The sequence below is a fragment of the Nesterenkonia sp. CL21 genome (genome assembly GCF_031705515.1).
Taxonomy (GTDB): domain Bacteria; phylum Actinomycetota; class Actinomycetes; order Actinomycetales; family Micrococcaceae; genus Nesterenkonia; species Nesterenkonia aethiopica.
This window is the reverse complement of the sequence record NZ_JAUTWR010000004.1, coordinates 202268-224512: the sequence shown is the minus strand read 5'-3', so window position 1 is coordinate 224512 and position 22245 is coordinate 202268. Positions and strand designations below refer to the sequence as shown.

General features: G+C 71.5%; 18 protein-coding genes. 6 read left to right on the top strand and 12 right to left on the bottom strand.

The annotated features are described in order from the left end of the window. Positions 1 to 115: 115 nt before the first annotated feature. Both Q7C18_RS09065 and Q7C18_RS09060 read right to left on the bottom strand, forming a co-directional pair. Positions 116 to 1216, bottom strand: coding sequence for an acyltransferase (locus tag Q7C18_RS09065; protein WP_311025105.1), 1101 nt, complete (start codon positions 1214 to 1216; stop codon positions 116 to 118). A 54-nt stretch (positions 1217 to 1270) separates the two neighbouring features. Then, a complete protein-coding gene (locus Q7C18_RS09060) occupies positions 1271 to 2866 on the bottom strand; it encodes an MFS transporter (RefSeq protein WP_311025104.1) in 1596 nt (531 codons plus the stop codon). 73 nt (positions 2867 to 2939) lie between these two features. Between Q7C18_RS09060 and Q7C18_RS09055 the strand changes: the two genes are divergently transcribed. Together Q7C18_RS09055 and Q7C18_RS09050 are read left to right on the top strand one after the other, a co-directional pair. Then, positions 2940 to 3857, top strand: a complete 918-nt coding sequence (locus Q7C18_RS09055; RefSeq protein WP_070159037.1) for a LysR family transcriptional regulator — start codon at positions 2940 to 2942, stop codon at positions 3855 to 3857. 22 nt (positions 3858 to 3879) lie between these two features. Continuing rightward, entirely contained in the window at positions 3880 to 6615 is a 2736-nt protein-coding gene (locus tag Q7C18_RS09050; protein WP_311025103.1) for a hypothetical protein, read from the top strand. A gap of 38 nt (positions 6616 to 6653) precedes the next feature. On the opposite strand, the gene Q7C18_RS09045 is transcribed toward Q7C18_RS09050, so the two are convergent. Both Q7C18_RS09045 and Q7C18_RS09040 read right to left on the bottom strand, forming a co-directional pair. Further along, a complete protein-coding gene (locus Q7C18_RS09045; protein ID WP_311025102.1) occupies positions 6654 to 9062 on the bottom strand; it encodes a transketolase-like TK C-terminal-containing protein in 2409 nt (802 codons plus the stop codon). A 16-nt stretch (positions 9063 to 9078) separates the two neighbouring features. After that, entirely contained in the window at positions 9079 to 10275 is a 1197-nt protein-coding gene (locus tag Q7C18_RS09040; protein WP_311025101.1) for a PLP-dependent aspartate aminotransferase family protein, read from the bottom strand. A gap of 113 nt (positions 10276 to 10388) precedes the next feature. Between Q7C18_RS09040 and Q7C18_RS09035 the strand changes: the two genes are divergently transcribed. Beyond that, entirely contained in the window at positions 10389 to 10877 is a 489-nt protein-coding gene (locus tag Q7C18_RS09035) for an Lrp/AsnC family transcriptional regulator (protein ID WP_311025100.1), read from the top strand. Between the two features lie 34 nt (positions 10878 to 10911). On the opposite strand, the gene Q7C18_RS09030 is transcribed toward Q7C18_RS09035, so the two are convergent. The 5 genes from Q7C18_RS09030 to Q7C18_RS09010 all read right to left on the bottom strand — a co-directional run bounded on the left by Q7C18_RS09030 (position 10912) and on the right by Q7C18_RS09010 (position 15846). Beyond that, entirely contained in the window at positions 10912 to 11307 is a 396-nt protein-coding gene (locus tag Q7C18_RS09030; protein WP_085437792.1) for an MmcQ/YjbR family DNA-binding protein, read from the bottom strand. A 36-nt stretch (positions 11308 to 11343) separates the two neighbouring features. After that, positions 11344 to 11694 (bottom strand): VOC family protein, encoded by a 351-nt coding sequence (locus tag Q7C18_RS09025; protein ID WP_311025099.1) that lies wholly within the window; start codon positions 11692 to 11694, stop codon positions 11344 to 11346. A gap of 46 nt (positions 11695 to 11740) precedes the next feature. Beyond that, positions 11741 to 12574, bottom strand: a complete 834-nt coding sequence (locus Q7C18_RS09020) for a helix-turn-helix domain-containing protein (protein WP_311025097.1) — start codon at positions 12572 to 12574, stop codon at positions 11741 to 11743. 81 nt (positions 12575 to 12655) lie between these two features. Further along, positions 12656 to 14317 (bottom strand): amidohydrolase, encoded by a 1662-nt coding sequence (locus tag Q7C18_RS09015; RefSeq protein WP_311025096.1) that lies wholly within the window; start codon positions 14315 to 14317, stop codon positions 12656 to 12658. 56 nt (positions 14318 to 14373) lie between these two features. Further along, a complete protein-coding gene (locus Q7C18_RS09010; protein WP_311025094.1) occupies positions 14374 to 15846 on the bottom strand; it encodes a cytosine permease in 1473 nt (490 codons plus the stop codon). Positions 15847 to 16119: 273 nt separating this feature from the next. On the opposite strand from Q7C18_RS09010, the gene Q7C18_RS09005 reads away from it, so the two are divergent. The 3 genes from Q7C18_RS09005 to Q7C18_RS08995 are packed head-to-tail and all read left to right on the top strand — an operon-like array spanning position 16120 to position 19056. Further along, entirely contained in the window at positions 16120 to 17202 is a 1083-nt protein-coding gene (locus tag Q7C18_RS09005) for a type III polyketide synthase (protein WP_311025092.1), read from the top strand. Next, positions 17199 to 17906, top strand: coding sequence for a methyltransferase domain-containing protein (locus Q7C18_RS09000; protein WP_311025090.1), 708 nt, complete (start codon positions 17199 to 17201; stop codon positions 17904 to 17906). The genes Q7C18_RS09005 and Q7C18_RS09000 overlap by 4 nt, the downstream gene beginning before the upstream one ends. After that, positions 17899 to 19056: an NAD(P)/FAD-dependent oxidoreductase gene (locus Q7C18_RS08995; protein ID WP_311025089.1), complete on the top strand. Its 1158-nt coding sequence runs from the start codon at positions 17899 to 17901 to the stop codon at positions 19054 to 19056. The genes Q7C18_RS09000 and Q7C18_RS08995 overlap by 8 nt, the downstream gene beginning before the upstream one ends. A gap of 26 nt (positions 19057 to 19082) precedes the next feature. Here Q7C18_RS08995 and Q7C18_RS08990 read toward each other — a convergent pair whose 3' ends face one another. The 3 genes from Q7C18_RS08990 to Q7C18_RS08980 form a co-directional block, all read right to left on the bottom strand. Further along, on the bottom strand, positions 19083 to 19925 hold the full coding sequence (locus Q7C18_RS08990; protein ID WP_311025087.1) for a UbiA family prenyltransferase: 843 nt from the start codon (positions 19923 to 19925) through the stop codon (positions 19083 to 19085). Positions 19926 to 20005: 80 nt separating this feature from the next. After that, positions 20006 to 21559: an MDR family MFS transporter gene (locus Q7C18_RS08985; protein WP_311025086.1), complete on the bottom strand. Its 1554-nt coding sequence runs from the start codon at positions 21557 to 21559 to the stop codon at positions 20006 to 20008. Beyond that, entirely contained in the window at positions 21556 to 22161 is a 606-nt protein-coding gene (locus tag Q7C18_RS08980; protein WP_311025085.1) for a TetR family transcriptional regulator, read from the bottom strand. Before Q7C18_RS08980 ends, Q7C18_RS08985 begins: the two co-directional genes overlap by 4 nt. Positions 22162 to 22245 lie beyond the last annotated feature (84 nt).

Here is a 22245-nt window from a genome sequence, read left to right as displayed (position 1 = left end):
TCACCTGTAGTACATCAGGTCCGGCGAGCCCTGTCATGCAAACTTGAGTCAATGATACTCAACTTTGGGCATGGGGTGCATATTCCCGCCCCGGGACACGAGAACCCACCCGCCTTCAGGGACGCGGGGCGGGACTCCGGTCAGCACGGGTGAGGCGTCTCAGCCACCGCGGGGCCTCGAACACCCAGTCCTGCCGCAGCCGCAGTGCGACGACGTAGAGCACCAGCGGCCCGACGACGCCGGCGAGGGTGGGCACCACCACGTGGACGCCGAGGGAGTCGACTCCCACCGCGCTGAGCGCGATGCGCGTGCTCGCCGTGAAGAACACATGCGCGACGAACACCACCAGCGACCGCTCACCGATCCACGCCAGCCAGCGCATGCCCGCGGACCTCCGCGCAAGCAGCCAGGACACCGCGAGGACGGCGACGACGCCGGCGCTGGAGCCGACGACGCCGAGCGCCACGCTGGAGACGGTGCGGAGACTCCCGTAGGCCGTGGGCGGTGTCCCCAGCAGCGTGGCGCCCAGCACCACCCACACGGCGCCGCCCACGATGAGCACGAGGAGCACCGGCACGACGCGGAGGCCCTGCATCCAGCCGAGCAGACGGCGCCCGGTCAGCACCACTCCCGCGAAGAAGAAGACCGTCAGCGCGAGGCCCTCACCGCCGAGGACGTTCCAGTTCAGCCCCCACACCGCCAGCGAGCCGACGGCGGCGGCCCCGAGGGTCACTGCGGCGGCCCGACGACTGATCCAGGGCCGGGCTGCGGCCGCGAGCAGCATCATCAGGGTGAGCCACCCGAAGAACCAGAACTGCTCCTTCGGCTCCCAGATCCTCAGCAGCTCCACCGGCGAGACCGGGTCGTTGACCACCGAGCCCACGGCCATCTTCATCAGCAGCTGCAGGGTGGACCACAGGGTGTAGAGCCACAGGAAGGTGACCGTGCGGGCGCGCGCGTAGTGCCAGGGTCCGTCGCGGCGCATCCCGCCGGCCACGAACAGCCCCGCCGTGAACGCGAAGACCGACAGATGCGCCATATAGATGACGCCGTCCACCGGAGTCAGCAGGGGGTCCTGCACCAGGCCCGCCGACTCCAGGGCGCGCCACACATGCCCGACCACGATGAGGATGATGGCCAGCGCCTTCGCGATGTCGAGGGTGGCGTCGCGCGCCGGCGGGGAGGAGCCCGGACTCATCCCTTCAGGCAATACCATGGGCCCCCGCACCACAAGGGCTCCGGCCTCCGCCCCTGAAGACGGGGAGGGCGGTCACCTCGACGACGCACGGGACGTGACGCCCGATCCGCGACGACCGCCGACCTCGACGGGCTCGCGCCGGACGTCGGCCCCCTCAGCATTCCGCGGGCGACGATCCGCGCGCTCGCGCCGCGCACCCTGATGACGCTGCGCCTCCCCCACAGCCTTGCGCACAGGCTCCTGTTCGGCGGCCGTCTCCGGATCGCCGTCGGCGGTGCTGAGGATCATCAGGCCCGCGCCCATGGCGAACAGGGCGTAGAGGACCGCACCCAGCCCGAGGGCGGCCTCGGCGCCGGGACCGTGGACCGCCGCGGAGCTCCCAGTCGCCGCCTCCGCCCCGTGATGGATCGCAAGCGTCCCCAGTGCGGCGATCCCGACGCCGGCGCCGAGTGCGAAGGCGGTCTCCTGGATGGCGCCGGCGTCGGCGGTCCGGGTCTCCGGCGCCGCGCTCATGAGTGCGTTCGCCCCGATGGACATGATGATCCCGGCCCCGACCCCGAGCAGCACCATGCCCGCCGACCTGCCGACGCCGTCGAGCGCAGCCACCGTCAGCAGCCCGCCGGCGACCAGGCCCAGTCCGACGACGATGAGGGGTCGTTGCGAGATCCATCGGTGCAGCAGCGGCCCCAGGAGCCCTCCGGCCGCACTGGCGGCGACCAGAGGGAGCAGGGCGATGCCGGTGCGCACAGCGGAGAGTCCGTCGACCAGCTGGTGCTGCTGCGTGAGCAGATACAGGGCGCCGTTGAAGACGCCGAGCGTCGCGAGGATGATCACCGCGGAGGTGCCCAGCAGCGGGTCGGCGAGCAGCCGCACGTCCAGGAACGGCCGCGGCATGCGCAGCTGGCGGCCCACGAACACCACCGCGAGGAGCGCCCCGCCGAGCAGCGCCGCCACACTGGCCCAGGCCGGCGACTCGGGCCGCGCCAGGGTCTTCATCCCCACCACCAGCATCCCGACGGCGGCCATCGAAGACACGATGCTGAGCCCGTCCAGGCGCGGCGGGTCCGGATTGCGGGACTCGCGCAGCACGACGGCGGCGGCCACCAGACACAGGCCGAGCACCGGCACATTGACCCAGAAGACCCAGCGCCAGCCGGCCAGGTCCACCAGCACCCCGCCCACCAGCGGCCCGAGCGCCGAACCCGCACTGAAGCCGACCACCCAGACCCCGTAGGCCAGGGCGCGCAGATGGCCTCCAGGAAAGGTCACCCGGATGATCGCGACCGTGCCGGCGATCAGCAGCGCCGCTCCGACGCCCTGGCCGATCCGCCCGGCGATGACCGCCGCACCGGTGGAGGAGAAGCCGACCAGCGCGGCGCTGAGGACGGCCACCACCAGCCCGGACAGGTAGAGGCGTCGCCGCCCCAAGCGGTCGGCGAGCACGGCACTGGTCATCAGGACGGCGCCGGCCGCCAGGGGGTAGATGTCAGCGACCCAAACCGACCCGGCGGGGTCGAGCGAGACGTCGGCGGTCAGCTCCGGCAGGGCGACCACGACCTTGGTCATGTCCGTCCCGCCGACCAGCATCACCGCCGCGAACAGCAGCAGGATGGCCGCCAGCCGTCGCGGGCTCTCGAGAGTCGTCTCTGCGGGGGCATGTGGTGTCATACCTTCAGTTCTACGGGGACATCATCATGGAGTCCAGGTTCATCATTTTCCTGATTTCATGCACTATAGGTACATGATTGATTCGCGCCTCCAGCTGCTCATCGCCGTCTGTGAGCACGGCACGGTCACGGCCGCCGCCGAGGCTCTGTACCGCACCCCCTCCGGAGTCTCCCGGCAGCTCAAGGAACTGGCCCGCGAGCTCGACGTCGACCTGTTGGAACGTCACGGGCGGCGCGTCCGCCTCACCCCGGCGGGCGAGCGGCTGGTGGCCCACGCCCGCGCGCTCAACGCCCAGTGGGAGACCGCCCTCGGTGATGTGGCGACCGCCGCCACACAGCTGTGCGGACCGATCAGCATCGGCGGGTTCCCCACGGCCATCTCCTCGATCATCGCCCCGGCCCTCCCCGGCCTGCGGGCTCAGCACCCCCAGCTGCGCCCGGTGGTCAAGGAGGTCTACTCCGGCGAGCTCGTGGCCGCCCTGGAGTCCGGGGCGGTGGACCTCGGCATCTACGTGGCCGACGACTCCACCGGCGGGCTGTCCGCAGATCACCTCACGGTGACCGGGCTTCAGGATGACCCCCTCGACCTGCTGGTCCCCCGGGCCCACCCCTTCGCCGCGGCGGAGACGGTCACCCTCCAGGACGCCGCCCACCAGGACTGGATCACCGGGCATCCGCACCAGGACGCCTATGCCGAGCTGCTGGCCGCCACCCGGGCCGTCGGCTACGCCCCGCGGGTCGCCCACCTGGCGCAGGAGTTCACCGCCACGACCGCGCTGGTGGCAGCCGGTGCCGGCATCGCCGCGGTGCCCCGGCTGGCGATGACGATCCCGCATCCCGACGTCGTCCAGGTCCCCCTGGCCGGATCTCCCGTGCCACGACGTCGGATCCTGCTCGCCCGTCGCCGAGGCTCGGAGGAGAACCCGCGAGTGGCGGCCGCGATGCGTGCGCTCCAGGCCCACTGCTCCGACTCCGCACCGGCCCAGGCCTGACGGGATCTCGTACACTGAGGCGATGACGCGCACCTCCTCCGGCGGACCCTCGCCCGTCGACGTCATCGGCCGACTCCCCGCCTGGGTCGCCCCCACTCTGGCCCTCGGGCTGGCCGGCGCCTCCGTGGGGATCGGCGTCGTGGGCTATGAGCGCGTCACCGCCGAGCCGGAGGCCGAGGTGTCCTTCATCGTGGAGGACGACCTCCCCTACGGGATCTCCCAGGAGACGGTGGAGGCCGCCGCCGAGGGCCGGGTGGCCAGCTACCAACCGTTCACCGTGCGGGTGGTGGACCGCGAGCTCGAGTGGGACGAGTACATGCACGGCGAGATCGACGACGCCGAGATGATCCTCTCCGTGGGCGACGACCCGGAGGACCCCGACCTGTTCCTCGCCGACGCCACCCGCGTGGGCATCAGCGGCCTCGACCCCGATGATCGCTACTCGGTGGCCTCCACGGTGCGCGAGACCTTCGTGAACAACCGCACCATCGGCCACGGGCCCAACGCCGTGGTCGGGGCGGCGCTGACGGCGGCGGACCTGCACTTCGACGAGGGCGGCCGCTCGCCGGCGACGTGGGTCTCCGCGGCCGCGCTGCCCCTGCTGGCCGGCGTCGCGCTCCTCTTCGGCTGGGTGCGCGCCCGGGGCCTGGAACGACGGCGCCTGCGACGCCTCTCCCGGGCGAAGCTGCGACTGGCCCGCGTGGTCCTGGAGCTCGACGTCCTCGAGCTGCGTTTCGAGGCCGCCCGCGCCGCGCTCGCCGACTCACCCTCCGGAGGCGCATCCGACGACGACGCCGTGGCCGCCCTGGAGTCCGACTGGGACCGTATCCGGACGGACAGTCTGCGCCTGGCCCGCCGGGAGCAGGAGCTGGAGCATGCCTGGCTGGGCGGCCCGGCTCCGCGCGGCTCCTCGGGCCAGCCCGTCGGTGAGACTCCGGACTGGTCCGACCTGGATCGGTTCGACCAGGAGACCGCCGAGCTTCAACGGCGGGCCGACGCCCTGGCCGCCGCCTCGGAGCTGCGCGCCGGGCACGCCGGCTCCGGCTCGGTGCTGGACCGACTGGCGCTGCCGCTGCTGCAGTCGGTGGACGAGGTGCTCGCCCAGCGAAGTCGACTCGCCCGGGCCGCCGGTGAGGGCACCGGGGAGAGCCTGGACCGCCTCCGCAGTGCCCGCGACGAGTTGCTGGCCCTGAACCAGGAGGCCGCGACGATCCCCTCGAGAAGCGGCGGTGACGACGGCGACAGCGACGGCGCGCGTCTGGTCGCCGAGCACGCCGAGCTGCTGGAGAGGTGGGAGGCGGTGGAGCGGCGCATCGTCGGCGCCTGCACCGCCCTGAGCGGGGCCCTGAAGACCCATCGCCGCGAGGACCACCCCGGGAAGAAGGCGCTCCGCCGTGACGCGGAGGAGCGGGTCCGCCGTCGTGTGCAGGCCAGCTCCGCAGGAGCCTCGGACTCACTGGACGAGCTGCGCTCCACCCTGGGACTGCAGCACGGCGCCGCGGGTGGGCCGATGTGGTCCGCCGAGCGCGTGCTGGCGGCACTCGACCACACCGAGCTCTCCGCAGAACATTCGACTGGCGGCATCAGCGAGGAGGGCTGGCAGGCCGTGGTCGCCACCGTCGGCATGATCCTCCCGGTGGCGGCCGGGCTGCTCACCGGATGGGCCGCCGTCGAGCGCGCCGACGTGAACACCGCCTTCGGCCGGACCCTGGAAGGCGACCAGCCTCTGGCGGCCCTGGACGTCGTCGGCGACCTCGGCGCCGTCCCGGAGTTCGAGGAGCCCTCCGACATCCGACCCTCCAACCAGGACTCCCTGACTCTGGAGTACGTGCGGGAGTCCATGGCCCGCAGCGTCGAGTTCAGCGAGGATGCCGCCCTGCTGCCGGACCATCTCGACCTGCATGTGGCGCTGCTGCCCGCCGATGACTACATCAGCTACACGCCGCGCGCGGATCACGACTACCGCATCGACATCGACTACTGGGACATCGTGAACGCTCACGCGCGGATCAAGGAGGAGGTGGGCGCCGAGGACCCCGAGGCCCTGGACCCCGCCACCGGGGAGGTGGCCCTGGGTCAGGGGATCCTGCCGGTCTGGCTGCTCGACGAGAACACCTTCGCGGTGGGCTACACGATGACCGGAGAGATCAGCTCGGGCGTGGACAGCCGCCTGGGCGCCTACTCCTTCCGCGCCACGGACCTGCTGGTGTCCGGCGGCGGCGACTTCGAGATCACCCTGGGCGACCAGGTGGCGAACACCCTGCAGGACCTGGGCCGCGCCATGGAGTACAACCACCAGGAGTCGGTGAAGGTGGACACCACCTCCCTGTTCTGGCTCGTGGCGGTCGCCACCTGGTCCGGCGCCCAGACGCTGCTGATGATCGGCGTCGCCGTGGCCGAGGCCGGGCGTCGCGGAATCGGGACCCGCCGGGTGCGGCGTCAGCTGGCCGGACTGCGCTCGCGGCTCGACGAGCTGGCCCTCGGCCTCGACCTCTCCCGGCTGGACATGGTCGCCGTCCTGGGCGGCGACTCCCCCACCGCAGGCCGCGCCGAAGAGGCCGACCAGCGCCTCCACGAGGCCGCGCTGGCCACCGCCTGGCGCGAGGTCCAAGCCCTGGAGCGCCTCCCCCGCCGCGAGCAGCGTGGCGAGGACTGGGAGTCCCGCGTGGTCCATGTGGAGAAGCTCATCGACACTCTGGCCGCCCGCGAGACCGACGTCGTCGTCCGCGCCGAGGACCTGCTGCGCACCCAGCGCTAGGCCAGGTTGCCTCTGGAGCCGACGGGAGGGACAGCCCTTCAGCGGCCCAGGAGCCCCAGGGCGGCCGAGGCGATCGAGTCCTCGTCGATGCCGTGCAGCCGGTGCATCTCCGCCATGGTGCCGGCCTGCCCGAACGCGGTGACCCCCAGCGTGTGGGTCTCATCGCCGCGCACTCCGGCCAGGAACGCGAGCGTGTGCGGGTGGGCATCCATCACGGTGACCAGCGGCCGGGGATGCGCCGCGGGGAACAGCGTCTCCAGGATCGCCGAGCGCGGCGTCACCGACACCTCGCGGCGGGCCCGCAGCGCACGGAACAGCCGGCTCGGACTGGTCACGCACACCACGCCGGCGCGCACGCCGTGCCCCGCCAGGGCGTCGGCGGCCGCGCACACCTCGGTCATGATCGCGCCGGCCCCCACCAGGGTCACGTCGTCCTCGGCAGCAGGATGCGCGGAGAGCCGGTACCCGCCGGCCACCACCTGCTCCCGACGACGACGGCGCAGCAGCTCGTCCTCCGGCACCTGCGCCAGGGACTGGTCCACCGGACGGGTGGACAGCCGCAGATAGGCGGAGCCGCCGTCGGGGTCCAGCAGGTCCCGCATGGCCTCGAGCATCACCCATTCCACATCCTGGGCGAAGGCGGGCTCCCAGCTGGTCAGCCCGGGGATCTCCAGGGTCGCCGAGGGTGTGTTGATGGACTGATGCGCCCCGCCCTCGGGCGCCAGGGTCACCCCGGAGGGGGTGCCGATCATGAGGGAGCGGCCTCCCGCGTAGAGCCCGAAGGTCCACGGCTCCAGCGCCCGGTTGATGAACGGGTCGTAGAGCACCCCGATGGGGATCAGCGGCTGACCCCAGCGCTCTCCCGTCAGCCCCAGCTCCCCGGCCAGGCTGACCAGGTTGACCTCGGCGATCCCGAGCTCGATGTGCTGGCCCTGCGGCTTCTCCTGCCATTTGAGCAGCCGCTCCCTGTCATCCGAGAACCAGTCGTGCCGCCCGGCCAGGGACCACACCCCGGTCTTGTTGATCCACCCGCCCAGGTTGGTGGAGCTGGCGACGTCGGGGCTGACGGTGACCACCCGGTCCGTCACCTCGGGTGACGCGCGGCGCAGATCGGAGAGGAAACGACCCAGAGAGGCCTGAGTGGAGGTCACCGCCTTCGGACTCCACCCGAGCTCGGCCGGGACGGTCGGGGGCACGGCCGGGGTGATGGGCTCTCGGGCCAGCCGCCGGGCCACCTCGGTGCACAGCCGGCCGGCGGCAGTGTCCTCCGGGAAGCGGACCCACGGGTCCTGGAGCGACGTGCCGGAGGCCTCGGCCAGCTCCTGCATCTGCTCCTCGGTGAGCTGTGCGGCGTGGTTGTTCGGGTGCCCCTCGGTGGCCAGTCCACGGCCCTTGATCGTGTAGGCGAACACCACCGTGGGCCGCGTGTCGTCGATGGCGGCGAACGCGGCCTGCAGCTCTTGGAGGTCATGACCTCCGAGGTCGCGCACGAGCTCGGCGAGCGCGCCGTCGTCGTGACCGGCGAGGAGCTCGGTCAGCGCGGCGGCGTCCTGCGCGGGGCAGCCGCGCAGCAGACGTTCGCGGATCTCCGCAGGGTGGGCGCGCAGGATCCGCTGGTACTCCTCGTTGGGCATGGTGCGCATGCGCTGCTCGAGCACCTCGCCGCCGGGGCGGGAGAAGGTCTCCTGGAGTCGGCGGCCCCACGGGCAGGTGATGACCTGCCAGTCGGCGGCGGCGAACATGCCCCGCAGCCGCTGGATCTGGGAGTCCGGGATGACGCGGTCCAGGGACTGGCGGTTGAGGTCCACGATCCATACGACCTCGCCGAGCTGGCGCACCTCGGGGTCGATGATGGCCTCCCACACCGCACCCTCGTCCATCTCGGCGTCCCCGAGCAGCGAGTAGAAGCGCCCGGCCGGAGGGGTGTCCTCGATGCGGCTGGCCAGGTAGCGGTGAGACAGGGCCGCCCAGACGGGCGCGGTGGCGCCGATGCCGACCGACCCCGTGGAGAAGTCCACGGTGTCCGGGTCCTTGGACCGGGAGGGATAGGGCTGCAGCCCGCCCAGGGACCGCAGCCGGGTCAGGTAGGAGGCGTCGAGGTCGCCGAGGAGGTAGTTGATGGCGTGCAGCACCGGGGAGGCGTGCGGCTTCACGGAGACGCGGTCCCGGCTGGTCAGCTGGGAGAACCACAGGGCGGTCATGATGCCGACCATCGAGGCCGAGGAGGACTGGTGCCCGCCGACCTTGAGCCCGTCGGTGTTCTCCCGCCCGCGATTGGCGGCGTCGATGATGCCGGTGGCCAGCCACAGCACGCGCTGGGCGATCTCGTCGAGCACGGTGGCGTCGGCGGAGGAGGAGGCCCGCAGGGGTCGCGAGTTCGTCGTCGGCGGGTCGTACTGGTCCGAGGTCTCGAACTGCCGGTCCTCGTCCATCGGGTGCGTCGTCATCGGTCTGTGGTCCACGTCACCGATCCTCCCCGATCAGCGCCGGAGACACCAGCGCACCGGCGAGGTCGGCGATCAGATCCTCCGGAGACTCCAGCCCGATGGAGAGCCGGACGACGTCGGCATCGGGCTTCGCCTCGGCGGCCACGGGCCGGTGGGTCAGCGCCGCCGGGTGCTGGATCAGGGAGTCGACCCCGCCCAGGGAGACCGCGTGGGTGAACAGGGAGACGTCCCCGGCGAGCCGTTCGGCGGCCGCGTAGCCGCCGCGCAGCCGGATGGCGATCATCGCACCGGTGCCGCGCATCTGCCTCCCGAGCACCCCGGCGGGATCGCCGTGGAGACCCGGGTAGCAGACCTCGGCGACGGCGTCGTGGCCGGAGAGCCAGTCCACGATCCGCCGGGCGGAGTCCTGCTGCGCGCGCATCCGCACCGGCAGCGTGGCCAACCCCCGGTGGAAGAGGTAGGCGGCCAGCGGGTGCAGGATCCCGCCGGTGATGGCCCGGACCTGCCGCAGGCCGGCGGCGATCTCCTCCGAGCAGGCCACCACCCCGCCGACGGCGTCTCCGTGGCCGCCGAGGTACTTGGTGGCGCTGTGCAGGCTCAGCGCGGCCCCGTGGTCCAGCGGGTTCTGCAGCACGGGTGTGGCGAAGGTGTTGTCCACCAGCACCGGGACGCCGGAGGCCTGGGCGACGACGTCGGCGATGTCCACCAGCTCCAGGGTCGGGTTGGCCGGGGTCTCCAGCATGATCAGCCCCGTGTCCGGACGGACCGCGGCGGCCACCTCATGCGCGGCACAGAAGGTGACCTCGGTTCCCACCATCCCAGAGGCCAGCAGGTGATCGGTGCCCCCGTAGAGTGGGCGGACCGCGACCACATGCGGCTTCTGTTCGCCCAGGCACAGCGCCAGCACCGACGCGGTGACGGCGGCCATCCCGGAGGAGAACGCCACTCCGGCCTCGGCGTTCTCCATGGTGGCCAGGGCGTCCTCGAAGCGCGCCACGGTCGGGTTCCAGAGGCGCGCATAGACCGCGCTGCCGCCCTCGGGCATCTCACCCCCAGAGGCCAGCGCCTCATAGGAGAGCCCGCCGGCCTCGATGCCGGGCAGCGGGTTCGTGGTGGAGAGGTCCAGGGGCAGTGCGTGGACGCCGAGGGCGGCGAGGTCGTCACGACCGGCGTGCACCGCGGCCGTGTCCAGGCTGTGTGATTCGCGTCTCATGGGTCATGATGATTGCTGAGGACACAGTCATCAGCAAGACATCTTGCTGACATGCTCATCCATCACAAGAGATGCTGCGTTCTCGGCATAGTTGACGAACGGAAGGAGGGGTCATGTCGTCGAGTCGACAACTCACGCCGGAGACCCTGGACGGGCTCGATCACGCCCTCATCGCCGCACTCAGCGCCAGCCCGGAGCTGACCAACAAGGCATTGGCCTCCCGGCTCGGCGTGGCGGAGTCCACCTGCGCGTACCGACGCCGGCGGCTGCGCGATGCGGGCACCATCGGCCCTCCGCGGCTGGACCTGGACCATGCCCAGCTCGGCTATTCCCTCCAAGCCGTCATCACGGTGTATATGAGCAGCCACTCCCGCGAAGCGGTGGACCAGTTCCTGGACAGCATGGTCACCACGGCCCATGTGCTGCAGGTGGTGCACCTGACCGGGCGGGCGGACTTCATGCTCACCGTGGCGGTGCGCAGCGCCGAGGAGCTGAAGAACTTCGTGCTGGACCACATCACGGTCCACCCGGCGATCCGCAACACGGAGACCCACATCGTGTTCGATTCCCGGCGCGGGACCTGGATCCCCAAGGCGCCGTGAGCGGGCGCCCGGGCGCCACGGGCACCCTGCCCGATCAGCCGTCGTCGGGACCCAGGCCGAAGCGGATCGGCTGGCGTGAGACGACCATGGTGGAGACCACCAGGTCGTAGGAGGTCACCACCAGCTCCTCGATCAGCTCAGCGGTCACGCCCGGTCCTTCGGCCACGGAGATCCAGTGCCGCTTGTTCATGTGATAGCCGGGGCGGATGCTGGGGAACTCCTCGCGCAGCACCTCGGAGGCATCGGGCTGAGCCTTCAGGGTGATGATCGGCTCTCCGGTGACGTCGGTGGCCATGAGGAAGACCTTCTCGCGGACCTTGTAGACGTCGTGCTCCTCCCCGAACGGGTGGGTGCACGTGACCCAGGGCAGCTGCCGGGCGGCGGCTGCGGCCACCTGCTGGATGCGGCGTCCGGTGAGGGTCTCCTCCATGCCTCCACTGTAGAGGCATGCCCGCCGCCGGAGCCCTCAGGCGGGCTGCTTGAGTCCGAGCACCACGCCGTCGGGGTCGGTGACGTACCCGACCCGTCCCTCCCCGGGGAGGTCATGGACCTCTCCTGACGCATCACCTCCGGCCTCCGTCACGGCGGCGCGGGCGGCGTCGATGTCCTCCACCTGGATCCAGATGATGGCGGCCTGCTCCTGGTGCTCGCGGCTCATGATGGCCGCATCGATTCCGGGCCCGTCACCGGTCTGCGCCAGCAGGTATCCGGGCAGGAAGGGCGACGCCTCCGTGCGCCACCCGAAGGCCCGGGAGTAGAAGTCTGCGGTCGCCTGGGGCGCCGCACTGGTCAGCTCGACGTGCATGATATGTCCCATGGCTCCAGCGTAGGGACGCCGTGCGCAGCTGCCTTGAACGAATCGGTCAGTGCGCGGCGACCTCGTCGGTGCGGGCCATGAGCCGGGCGATGCCGTCATAGGTGTCCCGGAAGGAGGACACCGTCATACCGGTGAATCGGGCGAACTCCCGCGCGGCATGCGGCTGGTCGGCGTAGCCGGTCAGGGCGGCGGCCAGCGCGGCCGGTTCCCCGTCCGTCTCGGCCAGGAGCCGGTCGGTGAACGCCCGGTGTCGCATGACCTGGATGTACTGCTTCGGGGCGAGGCCGATGCCGCGCCGGAACGCGCGGTACAGCGTGGATGCCGAGATCGCGAGCTCACGGCACAAGGCGCTGACCTCCACCTCGGAAGGATCGGCGTCGATGCGCCTGACCGCGGCGGCCAGCAGCGATTCCTGGCGGACTGGCGAGGGCCCCAGAGCGCTGAGCCAGGCGTCGAGCGTGCCGGCGGGGTCCTCGGCGAGCCCTCGCCTGTCCGGCAACGAGCCGGCGGCGTCCTCCACCTGGACGGGCTGCTCGCCCGTGAGCTGCGGGAACAGCGCCCGCCCTCCCCACGGGGTGCACTGCACACCGACATAGTGTGAGGGGCCCTCCTGCTCAATCACCAAGGGGCGGGTGCTCACCGGCAGGTAGACGTCCGCGTTCGACACCGGCGGGGCGTCCAGGGCGCGACGGGTCCCGGGGGCACCGAGACAGAACTGGAGTGTGGGCCGACCGTTGGGGACCAGCACCGCGGCCAGTCGTGGCGACGCCGCCGGAGGGATCGGCGCCTCCGAAACCGGCGCTTCCGAGACGACAGACCAGTAGTGCTCGACGACGTGGGCCAGGGCCGCCGCCGGCGGGAACCTCCTGTACTCGGTCACACCGCGCAGTCCACCACGTCTCCGCCCCACGAGGAAGGAGTCCCGGCTCGTTCCGCACCCCGTGTGGGAGACAGCTCCGAGTCAGCGCCGGTGCCGCTGCACTCCCCGGACGTAGGTGCTGTGCACCTGTGTGCTGAGCAGGGCCTCGGGCGCCTCCCGGCGCGGGTCGGCGTCGAGCACCAGGAAGTTCGCCTCCAGCCCGGGCCGGATCCGTCCGCGCAGGTGCTCCATCTCTCCGGCCCAGGCTCCCCCCGCGGTGAGTGCGGTCAGCGCCTCCTCCGGGGTGAAGGCCCGCTCCGGGTGGTACGGCGGCAGCTCGGGCGACATCGCGGAGCCGCCGGTCAGGGCGATGTAGAGGTTCGGCAGCGCCTCGTGCGGCGCGGTGGGGGCGTCGGTGCCCAGGGTGATGGCCACCCCGGCGTCGCGGACCATCTTCCAGGGGAAGCCCTCCTCGCTGCGGTGGTCTCCGAGCACGGCCTTCCAGTTGTCCATGATGGCCGGGTCGCAGTGCACCGGCTGCATGGAGGCGGTCACTCCGAGGCGGGCCATGCGTCCGATGGTCTCCTCGGTGACGGTCTCCAGGTGCTCCACGCGGTGGCGCCGGGGGTGCCGCCGCATCGCGCAGTCCTCCAGCAGGTCGACGGCGATCTCGCTGGTACGGTCCCCGATGGCATGCATCGCGATCTGCAGCCCGGCCTCGTCGGCCGCGTGCGCCACCGGACGCAGCCGCTCGGCGGTCCAGATCGGGTCACAGTTCGTCCCGTCTGCGTAGGGGGCCCGCATGGTCGCCGTGCAGGCGTCGATGACGCCGTCCATGATGAATTTCACCCCGGCGATCCGGAACCAGTCCGCCTCGGGCCCGACGGCGATCTCCTGCTGCAGGGCCACGATCTCCTCGATCCCGGCCAGATCCGCCGCGGTGTCCTCCCCTGGCTCGATGATCATATGCGCCGTGACCGGGAACGGCAGTCCGCCGTCTCGGGCGACCAGGGCACGGATCGCGGCGACGTCGGCCCGGTTCATGGCCATGTCGGTCACTGTGGTCACCCCCGACTCCAGATAGGCCGCGAAGGCGAGCTCGAGGAATCGGACCTGGTCCTCGGGGGTGGTGATCCGCTCCAGGAAGTTCCGCGCGTACTGTCGGCCGGCGGTCTCGTAGAGCATGCCGGTGGCGCGCCCTTCGGCGTCCCGGGCGATGCGTCCGCCCACCGGGTCCGGGCTGTGGGCGTCGATGCCCATCTCCTCCAGGGCGGCGGTGTTGACCCACACCGAGTGCAGATCGTTGGCGTCCAGGTACACCGGCACATCCGGGAGCACCTCATCGAGCATCGCCGCCGTGGGGTGCTCGTCCCCGACGGCGTCGAAGAGCCAGCCCGCACCCAGGATCCGAGGCGTCCGCGGGTCGGCCCGATGGGCGGCGAGCAGCCGCTGGCGGATCTCCTCCAGCGTGCGGCAGTCCCGCAGCTGCACCTTCCCCACGGCCTCCCCGAACGTGGTCAGGTGCGTGTGGGAGTCGATGATGCCGGGTCCGACGAACCGTCCGCCGAGGTCCACCTCGAGCACCTCGTCACCGTCGGCGGCGACGCCGGCTCGCGCCTGTTCCCGCACCTGTTCCAGGCCGCCCACATGGGTGAACCGGCCCGCGGAGACCGCGAAGGCCTCCGCCTGCGCACCGGGGGTGCCGGGGGTGCCGGCGTCGTCGGCTGTGAAGATCGTGGCATTGCGGTAGATCGTGGTCACCATGGTGGGCGAGGCTCCTCGTGGCTCAGGCGAGACAGGTGGTCAGGCGACGTGGGCGGTCAGGCGACATGGGCGGTCAGGCGCGTGCGGGAGAGCAGCACGTAGCTGCCGGCGGCGATCACGAGCCCGGCCGGAATGGACAGGTCCAGCCCGGTGGCCGCGGCCACCGGACCCACGTAGACCTCACTGTTGAGGCACATCGCGGAGGCGACGCCGCCCAGCACCAGGCTCAGCAGCCCGGCCAGGTTCCAGCCCTTCCGGTACCAGAAGCTGCTCGACGGCGAGGCGTCCAACAGGTCCACGCCGTCGTACCGGCCGCGGCGCATCAGCACGTCGGCGACGAAGACCGCCATGAGCGGCCCGGCGGCGACCACGATGACCTGCAGCATCTGCGAGACCGCCGTGGTGAAGTCGTAGATCGCCACGGAGACGATGGTCAGCGCGGTGCCGATGACGGCGATGATCAGCGCCGAGGGGATCCGCCGGATCGGGATCCCCAGGGCCTGCAGGGCCATCGAGGCGCTGTAGGTGGTCATCGCGTTCAGCGCGATGGCCGCCACGATCACCGCGAGGGTGAACAGCGGGAAGAACCAGCCGGGCAGCCCGGCGTCGAAGGCGCCCATGGGATCCAGGACCATGTCGAAGCCGGCCCCGGTGGCGATCAGGGCCCCGACCGAGGTGAAGACGATGCCGGGCAGCGACCCGCCGAGGGCCGTGGCGGCGGCCACCCGCCAGCCGGGGGTCTCCTTCGGCAGGTAGCGGGCCATGTCAGGGCTGTTGATGAAGGACACCGGGGTGGACACGAGCATGGTGAAGCCGATGGTCATCATCATGGCCAGCTGCATGCCGCCCAGCGGCTCGGCCGGGGTGTGGCTGAGGTCGAAGTGCGGGATCATGAACAGCGAGGTGATCACGAACATGACCACCAGGAAGTTGGTGATGTACGGGTAGGTCTTCAGGATCAGCCCATGCCCGTAGACGGCCACCAGCACGGTGAGCCCGGAGACCACCAGCACCACGACGACCCCGAGGGTCGCCGTCTGCGCCAGACCCATCCGGCCCAGCAGGCCGAGCCCGTTGATGGAGGCCGCGGACCAGGTCAGCGAGAGGTAGACGGCGGCCAGCAGCCAGCCGTAAAGGCCCACGACGAGCCTGTTGCCCAGCACGCCGTACATGGCTCGGCTGATGACCGACCCCGAGGTGCCGGCGGCCGGGCCGCTGACCGCGATGATCCCGGTGAGGATCCACCCCACGGAGGCCGCGGCGATGACGATGAACGCCTGGACCAGGGAGAGGCCCAGCACGGCGATCATCACCGCGCCCATGGTGAACGTCAGGAAGCTGGCGTTGGGTGCGGCCCAGACCCAGAAGAGGGCCCCGGGCCGTCCCCGGCGGCTCGACTCGTCGATGAGCTCGATGCCTCGGGTCTCCGGCTGGGTGGGTGTTCCGGACTCGGCCGGACGGGCCGCGCCGGCGCTGGTCGCGGCCGGCCCGAGCCGGGTCTCCGGCTCGTCGACGGGTGTGGTGGGCATGGGAGGCCTTTCGGTGGAACGGTGCGCGACGAGTCGGGACCTCCGCGCGGTGGCGGAGTGCGGCTCGACGGCGGCGTGGCAGGTGACGGGGACGCCCGCCCGGCGGTGCCCGGGCGGACGGGTCGGGTGGCGGTCGCCGCGCCGTTGAGGCGGCCGCCACCTGTGACCCGCGTCATGCGGTATGCCTCACAATATGACTGTCGTTCATTTAATGCAAGGGGCCACCTCCCCCGGAGCCCGACGGCGAGGTCCTGCACATGGTTAAGTGGGCACATGTCTGCGCAGATCACCTCCATCGGGACGGCGCTGCCGGCGACCTCGGCGCCGCAGCCGGAACTGCGCGCCTTCTTCGCCCGTCAGCCCGGCGCGGACCGACTCACCCGCCGCCTCATCGGGGGCGCCTTCGACGCGTCAGGAATCCAGACGAGGCACACCGCACTGGAGAGCTTGGCGGGCTCGCCCGACGGGGTGTTCATCGACGAGGACGGCACACTGCTGTCCCCGACGACCGGCGTCCGCAACGACCTCTACCGGCGCGCCGCCCCTCCGCTGGCCGCGGCAGCCGCCCGCGACGCCCTGACCCGCGGCGACGTCGCCGCCGATCAGATCACCCACGTGATCACGGTGTCCTGCACCGGGTTCTTCGCCCCCGGCCTCGACTACCACCTCGTGCGTGATCTCGGCCTCCCACCCGACGTCGAGCGCACTCACCTGGGATTCATGGGCTGCGCTGCGGCACTGCCGGCGCTGCGCCTGGCTTCCCAGATCGCCGAGGGACGACCCCGCGCCGTCGTCCTGGTCGTGTGCGTGGAGCTGTGTTCGCTCCATGTCCGCGAGACCTCGGACCCGGAGCAGGTGGTGGCGGCCTCCGTGTTCGCCGACGGGGCGGCCGCGGCGCTGGTCACCGCCGGCGACAACTCCCGTGACACGGGCGGGCTGGTCCTGGACCGCTTCGCCACCGCGCTGACCCGGGAGGGTGAGTCGGACATGTCCTGGACCATCGGGGACCACGGCTTCCGGATGACCCTCTCGGCCGAGGTCCCGCGGATCATCGGACGCGAGATCCGTGACGCCGTGGACCGGCTCCTCGGCGGTGAAGCACCGCCGGACATCTGGGCGGTCCACCCCGGTGGGCGCAGCGTGCTCGACAAGGTCGAGATGGGGCTCGCGCTGGCGCCCACAGCTCTGCAGGCCTCCCGCGCGGTCCTGAGAGACTGCGGCAACATGTCCAGCGCGACAATCCTGTTCATCCTGCGACGCCTCCTGGAGGATCCGGCGGTCGAGGGTCCGATCGCCGCTCTCGCCTTCGGACCGGGGCTGACCGTGGAGTCCGCGCTGCTGCACAGGAGGAGGTGACCGCTCCCCCGATGGACCTCTCACGACGCGATGACACGGTGCGCGAGCTCATGGACGATCCCGACTGCGACCCTGAACGGCTGCACGCGACCCTTCGCCGCTTCGGGATCGTCAACCGCATGGTCTCCGGCTGGGACACCGTCTACCGCACTCGCCTGCGCCCCGTGCTGGCCGATCTGGACCGGCCGGCCCGGGTGCTCGACCTCGGCTCGGGCGGCGGGGACGTCATCGCCCGCCTGGCCGGCCTGGCGGCCCGGGACCGACTCGAGGTGCAGTGGACGGGCGCCGACCCGGACCCCCGGGCCCACCGGGCGGCATGCGCGCGCCAGGTCCCCGGCGCCACGTTCGTGTGCACCGACGCCGAGGCTCTCCTCCACCGGGGTGAGGCCTTCGACGTCGTGATCTCCAACCATGTGCTCCATCATCTGAGCTCGCCTGAGCTGGTCGAGTTCACCTGGGCTTCCCGCTCCCTGTCCTCCGGCGTGGCCCTGCACAATGACATCGCCCGGAGCAGACGGGCCTACTGGCTCTACGCGGTCGGCATCACCCCGCTGGCCCCGGGCACCTTCCTGCGGACGGACGGACTGCGCTCGATCCGCCGCAGCCACCGGCGCGAGGAGCTCGCGGCCCAGCTGGGCCCGGAGTGGACCGTCACCGAGCACGCACCGTTCCGGCTGCTCGCCGAGGCGCCCGGCCGTGCCTGAGGTGATCGTCGTCGGCGCCGGGCCCGTGGGGCTGCTGATGGCCGGCGAGCTGCGGCGCCGCGGAATCGACGTCGAGCTGGTGGAACAGCGCACGGAGCCGAGCCCCGGCACCCGTGCCATCGGCGTCCATCCGCCGGTGCTCACCGCCTTGGAGGGCTCCGGAATCACCGAGGGCCTCCTGAAGCACGCCGTGCGGGTCGACCGCGGGGAGGCTCGCTCCCGCGGGCGCCTGCTCGGCACAGTGCGCTTCGATCGACTCTCGGCGCGGTTCCCCTTCGTCGCGACGCTTCCGCAGGCCGCCACGGAGGCGGTCCTCGCGCGCTCCGCGCCGACCCCGGTGCGCGGGGTACGGGTCACGGGCCTGACCCCCGTCCGGAATGCCGTGCGGCTGAGCACCGACGCCGGGGAACGGCACGCCCCGCTGGTCGTCCTCGCCGGGGGAGCCCGCTCACGGAACCTCGTGCACCCGGAGCTGCAGGCCCACACCTACCCCGACCGCTATCTGATGACCGATGCCGAGGTGCCCGACGACGCCGCCCCCGACACCGCGGTGGTGCACCTCGCGGAGACGGGCGTGCTGGAGTCCTTCCCGCTGCCCGGAGGACGCCGACGATTCGTCGCCTGGGACCCTCCGGAGGCGGACGAGGACTCGCTCACCCGCTCGGCCCGGATGGAGCAGGCGCTGACCGACCGTGGGCGGATCTCCACAGACGGCGTCATCGCCGGTGAGGTGACCAGCTTCGGGGTGCGCCGCCTGGTGGCGCCGACCCTGCGTCGAGGGCGGGTGGTCGTCGTCGGCGATGCGGCCCATGAGGTCAGCCCCATCGGTGGCCAGGGCATGAACCTGGGGCTGCTCGACGCCGTCGCCCTGGCTCCGTTGCTCGCCGCCTGGCTGCACACCGGCGCCTCCCCTGAGGCCGACCTGCGACGCTGGGAGCTCTCGAGGATCCGCTCGGCCCGCCGGGCGGCGCTGCTCGCCGGGGTGAATCTGCGTCTCGGCCGTCCCGCGCCGCCGGCGCGTGACGCCCTCCGACGCTGCGGCCTGCGGGCGATGCTGAGCCCAGGCGCCCGCAGACTCTTCGCCCGCGCCTACGCCATGGGGTTCGACGCCGGCGCCAGGGCCTGGAGCCAGCCTCCCGGACGCGGCTGATCAGGAGGTGATCCGTTCAGGTCGCCTCAGGGCGCCAGCGAGTGCCCGGAGGCCACCAGCTGCGCGGCCAGCAGCAGGGCGGCGAGCATGACGAGGCGGAAGAGCACCCGGCCGGTGGACCCTGCCCGCGCGAGCACCAGGCTGATCAGCACGACGGCGACGACGAGGGCCAGGACCACCCAGCCGATCACCGTGACATCACGAATGCTCCCGCCGGCGGGTCCGAACGTGGCGGAGACCGCACCCAGCAGCACCGCGGCCGCCGCCAGCCCGACGGAGATCGTGGACCCCAGCCGGTGGGGTGTGCCGCGGATTCCGGTGCGGGCGTCGTCGTCCAGATCGGGGAGCACGTTCGTCAGATGCAGCGCCGCACCCAGGGCGCCTCCGGCGAGCCATGCCCAGCCGGGGGCGAGCTGCGGGTCCTCGGCGGTCAGGGTGGCCAGGGAGGGGAAGCAGCTGAAGGCCAGGATGTAGGGCACGATGGACAGGGGTCCGGCCTTCAGCCCGGCGTTGTAGGACCATCCGCTCACCAGCACCACGGCGTGGGCTCCGGTGAACCCCAGACCAAGGGGAGCCGACAGTCCCAGGGCCAGCAGGACGAGACCCACGGCAGCCGCCCAGGCCGCGGGCACGGCGACCTCCCCGCAGGCGATCGGCTTGTCCGTCCGCCCCACGGCGCGGTCGCGGTCGGCGTCGATGGCGTCATTGGAGATCCCGATGGAGAGCTGCCCCGCGAACACCGCCGCGGCGAGCATCACGAGGCGCCAGGCCTCGACGCCCGCCGCGAGCGCCAGGGCCGCCGCCAGGGTCGTGACGACCAGCGTCGGGCCGGGGTGGGAGGACCGCCACAGGCCCACCACCGACCTCATGACGGGGCTCGACGCTGAACTCCTCACCGGACTCATCACGGTGCCAGTGTCTCACTCACCTCTCCACGGTGATGCCTCCCTCACCTCTCCAAGGTGGTGGCCAGCGCCTTCTCCTTCACGAAGAGCAGGAACACCGTGGCGAGGAGCGCCAGCGGCACCAGGGCCAGGAACAGCGGCATGAGCGCCTCGTTGTAGGACTCCACCACCAGAGTGTGGACCGGCTCGGGCAGCTGGGACACCAGCGCCGGTGTCAGCGAGCTGGAGCCGCCCTCCCCCACCGCGTCGGCCGGCATCTTGTCCGCGAGGATGCTGGTCAGTCGAGTGGCGAACAGCGAGCCGATGACCGCGGAGCCGAGGGTCGCGCCGACCTGCCGGAAGTAGTTCTGCCCGGCGGTGGCGGTCCCGACCACGCGCAGCGGGAAGGAGTTCTGCGCCACCAGGGTCAGCAGCTGCATGGTGCTGCCCAGCCCCAGACCCATCACGCCCAGGTACAGGCAGACGAACACGATCGGCGAATCGGCGTGGACGGTGGAGAGCAGCCCCAGCCCGGCGGCGGTGATCACGCTGCCGACGACCATGAAGTGCTTGTACCGGCCGGTGAGCGTCACCCGTCGGCCGACGATGATCGAGGTGATCAGCAGCGTGCCCATCATCGGGATCATCAGCAGCCCGGCCTCGGCAGGGCTGTATCCGGTGACCATCTGCAGGTAGGTGGGCATGTAGCCGAGGGCGCCGAACATCGCCACCCCGGTGATGAGCCCGGCGGCCATGGTGAGGTTGAAGTTCCGGCTCCGGAAGAGCATCAGCGGCAGCACCGGCTCGGCGACGCGCGACTCCACCCAGACGAACAGCAGCCCGGCCACCAGGGCGACCGCCATCAGCGTCAGGATCACTGGAGACGTCCAGGCGAAGTCGCCTCCACCCCAGGTGGCCACGAGCACGACGGCGGCGGTGGCCGCGCCCAGCAGCGTCATGCCCCAGACGTCGATCCGCCCTGCCTCGCCCTTCGGAGGCTTCGGCAGCTTCAGCAGCAGCGCGACGCCCAGCAGCGCGAGCACGCCCAGGGGGATGTTCATCCACAGGGTCCAGCGCCAGCCGGGCCCGTCGGTGAGCCAGCCGCCCAGCAGCGGCCCGGCCACCGAGGAGAAGGCGAAGACTCCGCCCATGACGCCCATGTAGCGGCCGCGCTCCCGGGCGGGGACGACGTCGGCGATGGTGGCCTGCGAGAGGATCATCAGGCCACCGCCGCCGATGCCCTGCACCACCCGGGCGGCGATGAGCACATCCATGGACTGGGCCGCGCCGGCGACGGCGGAGCCGAGGACGAAGATGCTGATGGCCACCAGGAACAGCGGCTTGCGGCCGAACATGTCGCCGAGCTTGCCGTAGACCGGCATCATGATGGTCGAGGACAGGATGAACGCGGTGATGACCCAGGCCATGTGCTCCACGCCGTGAAGCTCCCCGACGATCGTGGGCAGCGCCGTGGCGAGCACGGTCTGGCCCAGGGACACCATGAGCATGGCGATCATCAGGGCGGCGAAGATCAGCGCCAGCCCGCGCCCTGCGGGCCGGGGGAACTCGGGGGCCGGTGCGGCGGGCTCCTCCTGCGTGTCAGTCTCTGGTGCGCTCATCGGGTGGTGTCCACGACCTCTCGGAACATGGCGATGGACTCCTCCAGGAAGTGGCGCGGGTCCTCCGCGGAGGAAGAGTCCTGATACCGGTGGAAGGCATACTTCGCGATGACGCCGGCTAGCATCAGCAGGGCCTCGAGGCGCTGGTCGTCGTCAGGCTGGGCAAGCGCGACGTCCTCGCCGTCGTCGACCCGCGCCTGGATCACCTCGGCGACGAGCCGCTCGACCTCGGAGAGCAGCAGCGCGACGCGCTTCTGCAACCCCGGGTGCTCGGCGATGATGCGGCGCCGCTGCGCCGAGGTGCTCTCCGGGATGGCGGTGCGCACCACGGCGACGAAGAGGTGGACGACGCGCGTGAGCTCATCCGCCTCCGAACCGCGGAAGCGCCGGATCGCCTCCTCGGTGACCTCGGGCGCACGGGTGCCGAGGATCGCATCCTCCTTGGTGGGGAAGTAGTTGAAGAAGGTCCGACGGGAGACGCCGGCGCTGGCGGCGATCCGCTCCACGGTCGCAGCCTGCGGCCCCTCGTCCCAGGCGACGGCCTGGGCGGCCTCATGCACCGCGTTCCACGTGTCGATCCGATTGCGTTCTCGCTGAGACATCACAGGTTCTTGCACAAGTACAGAGTATGCACTCATGCAAACTTGCACAAGTGCATACTTCTGTCTGATGCGTCACACCCATGG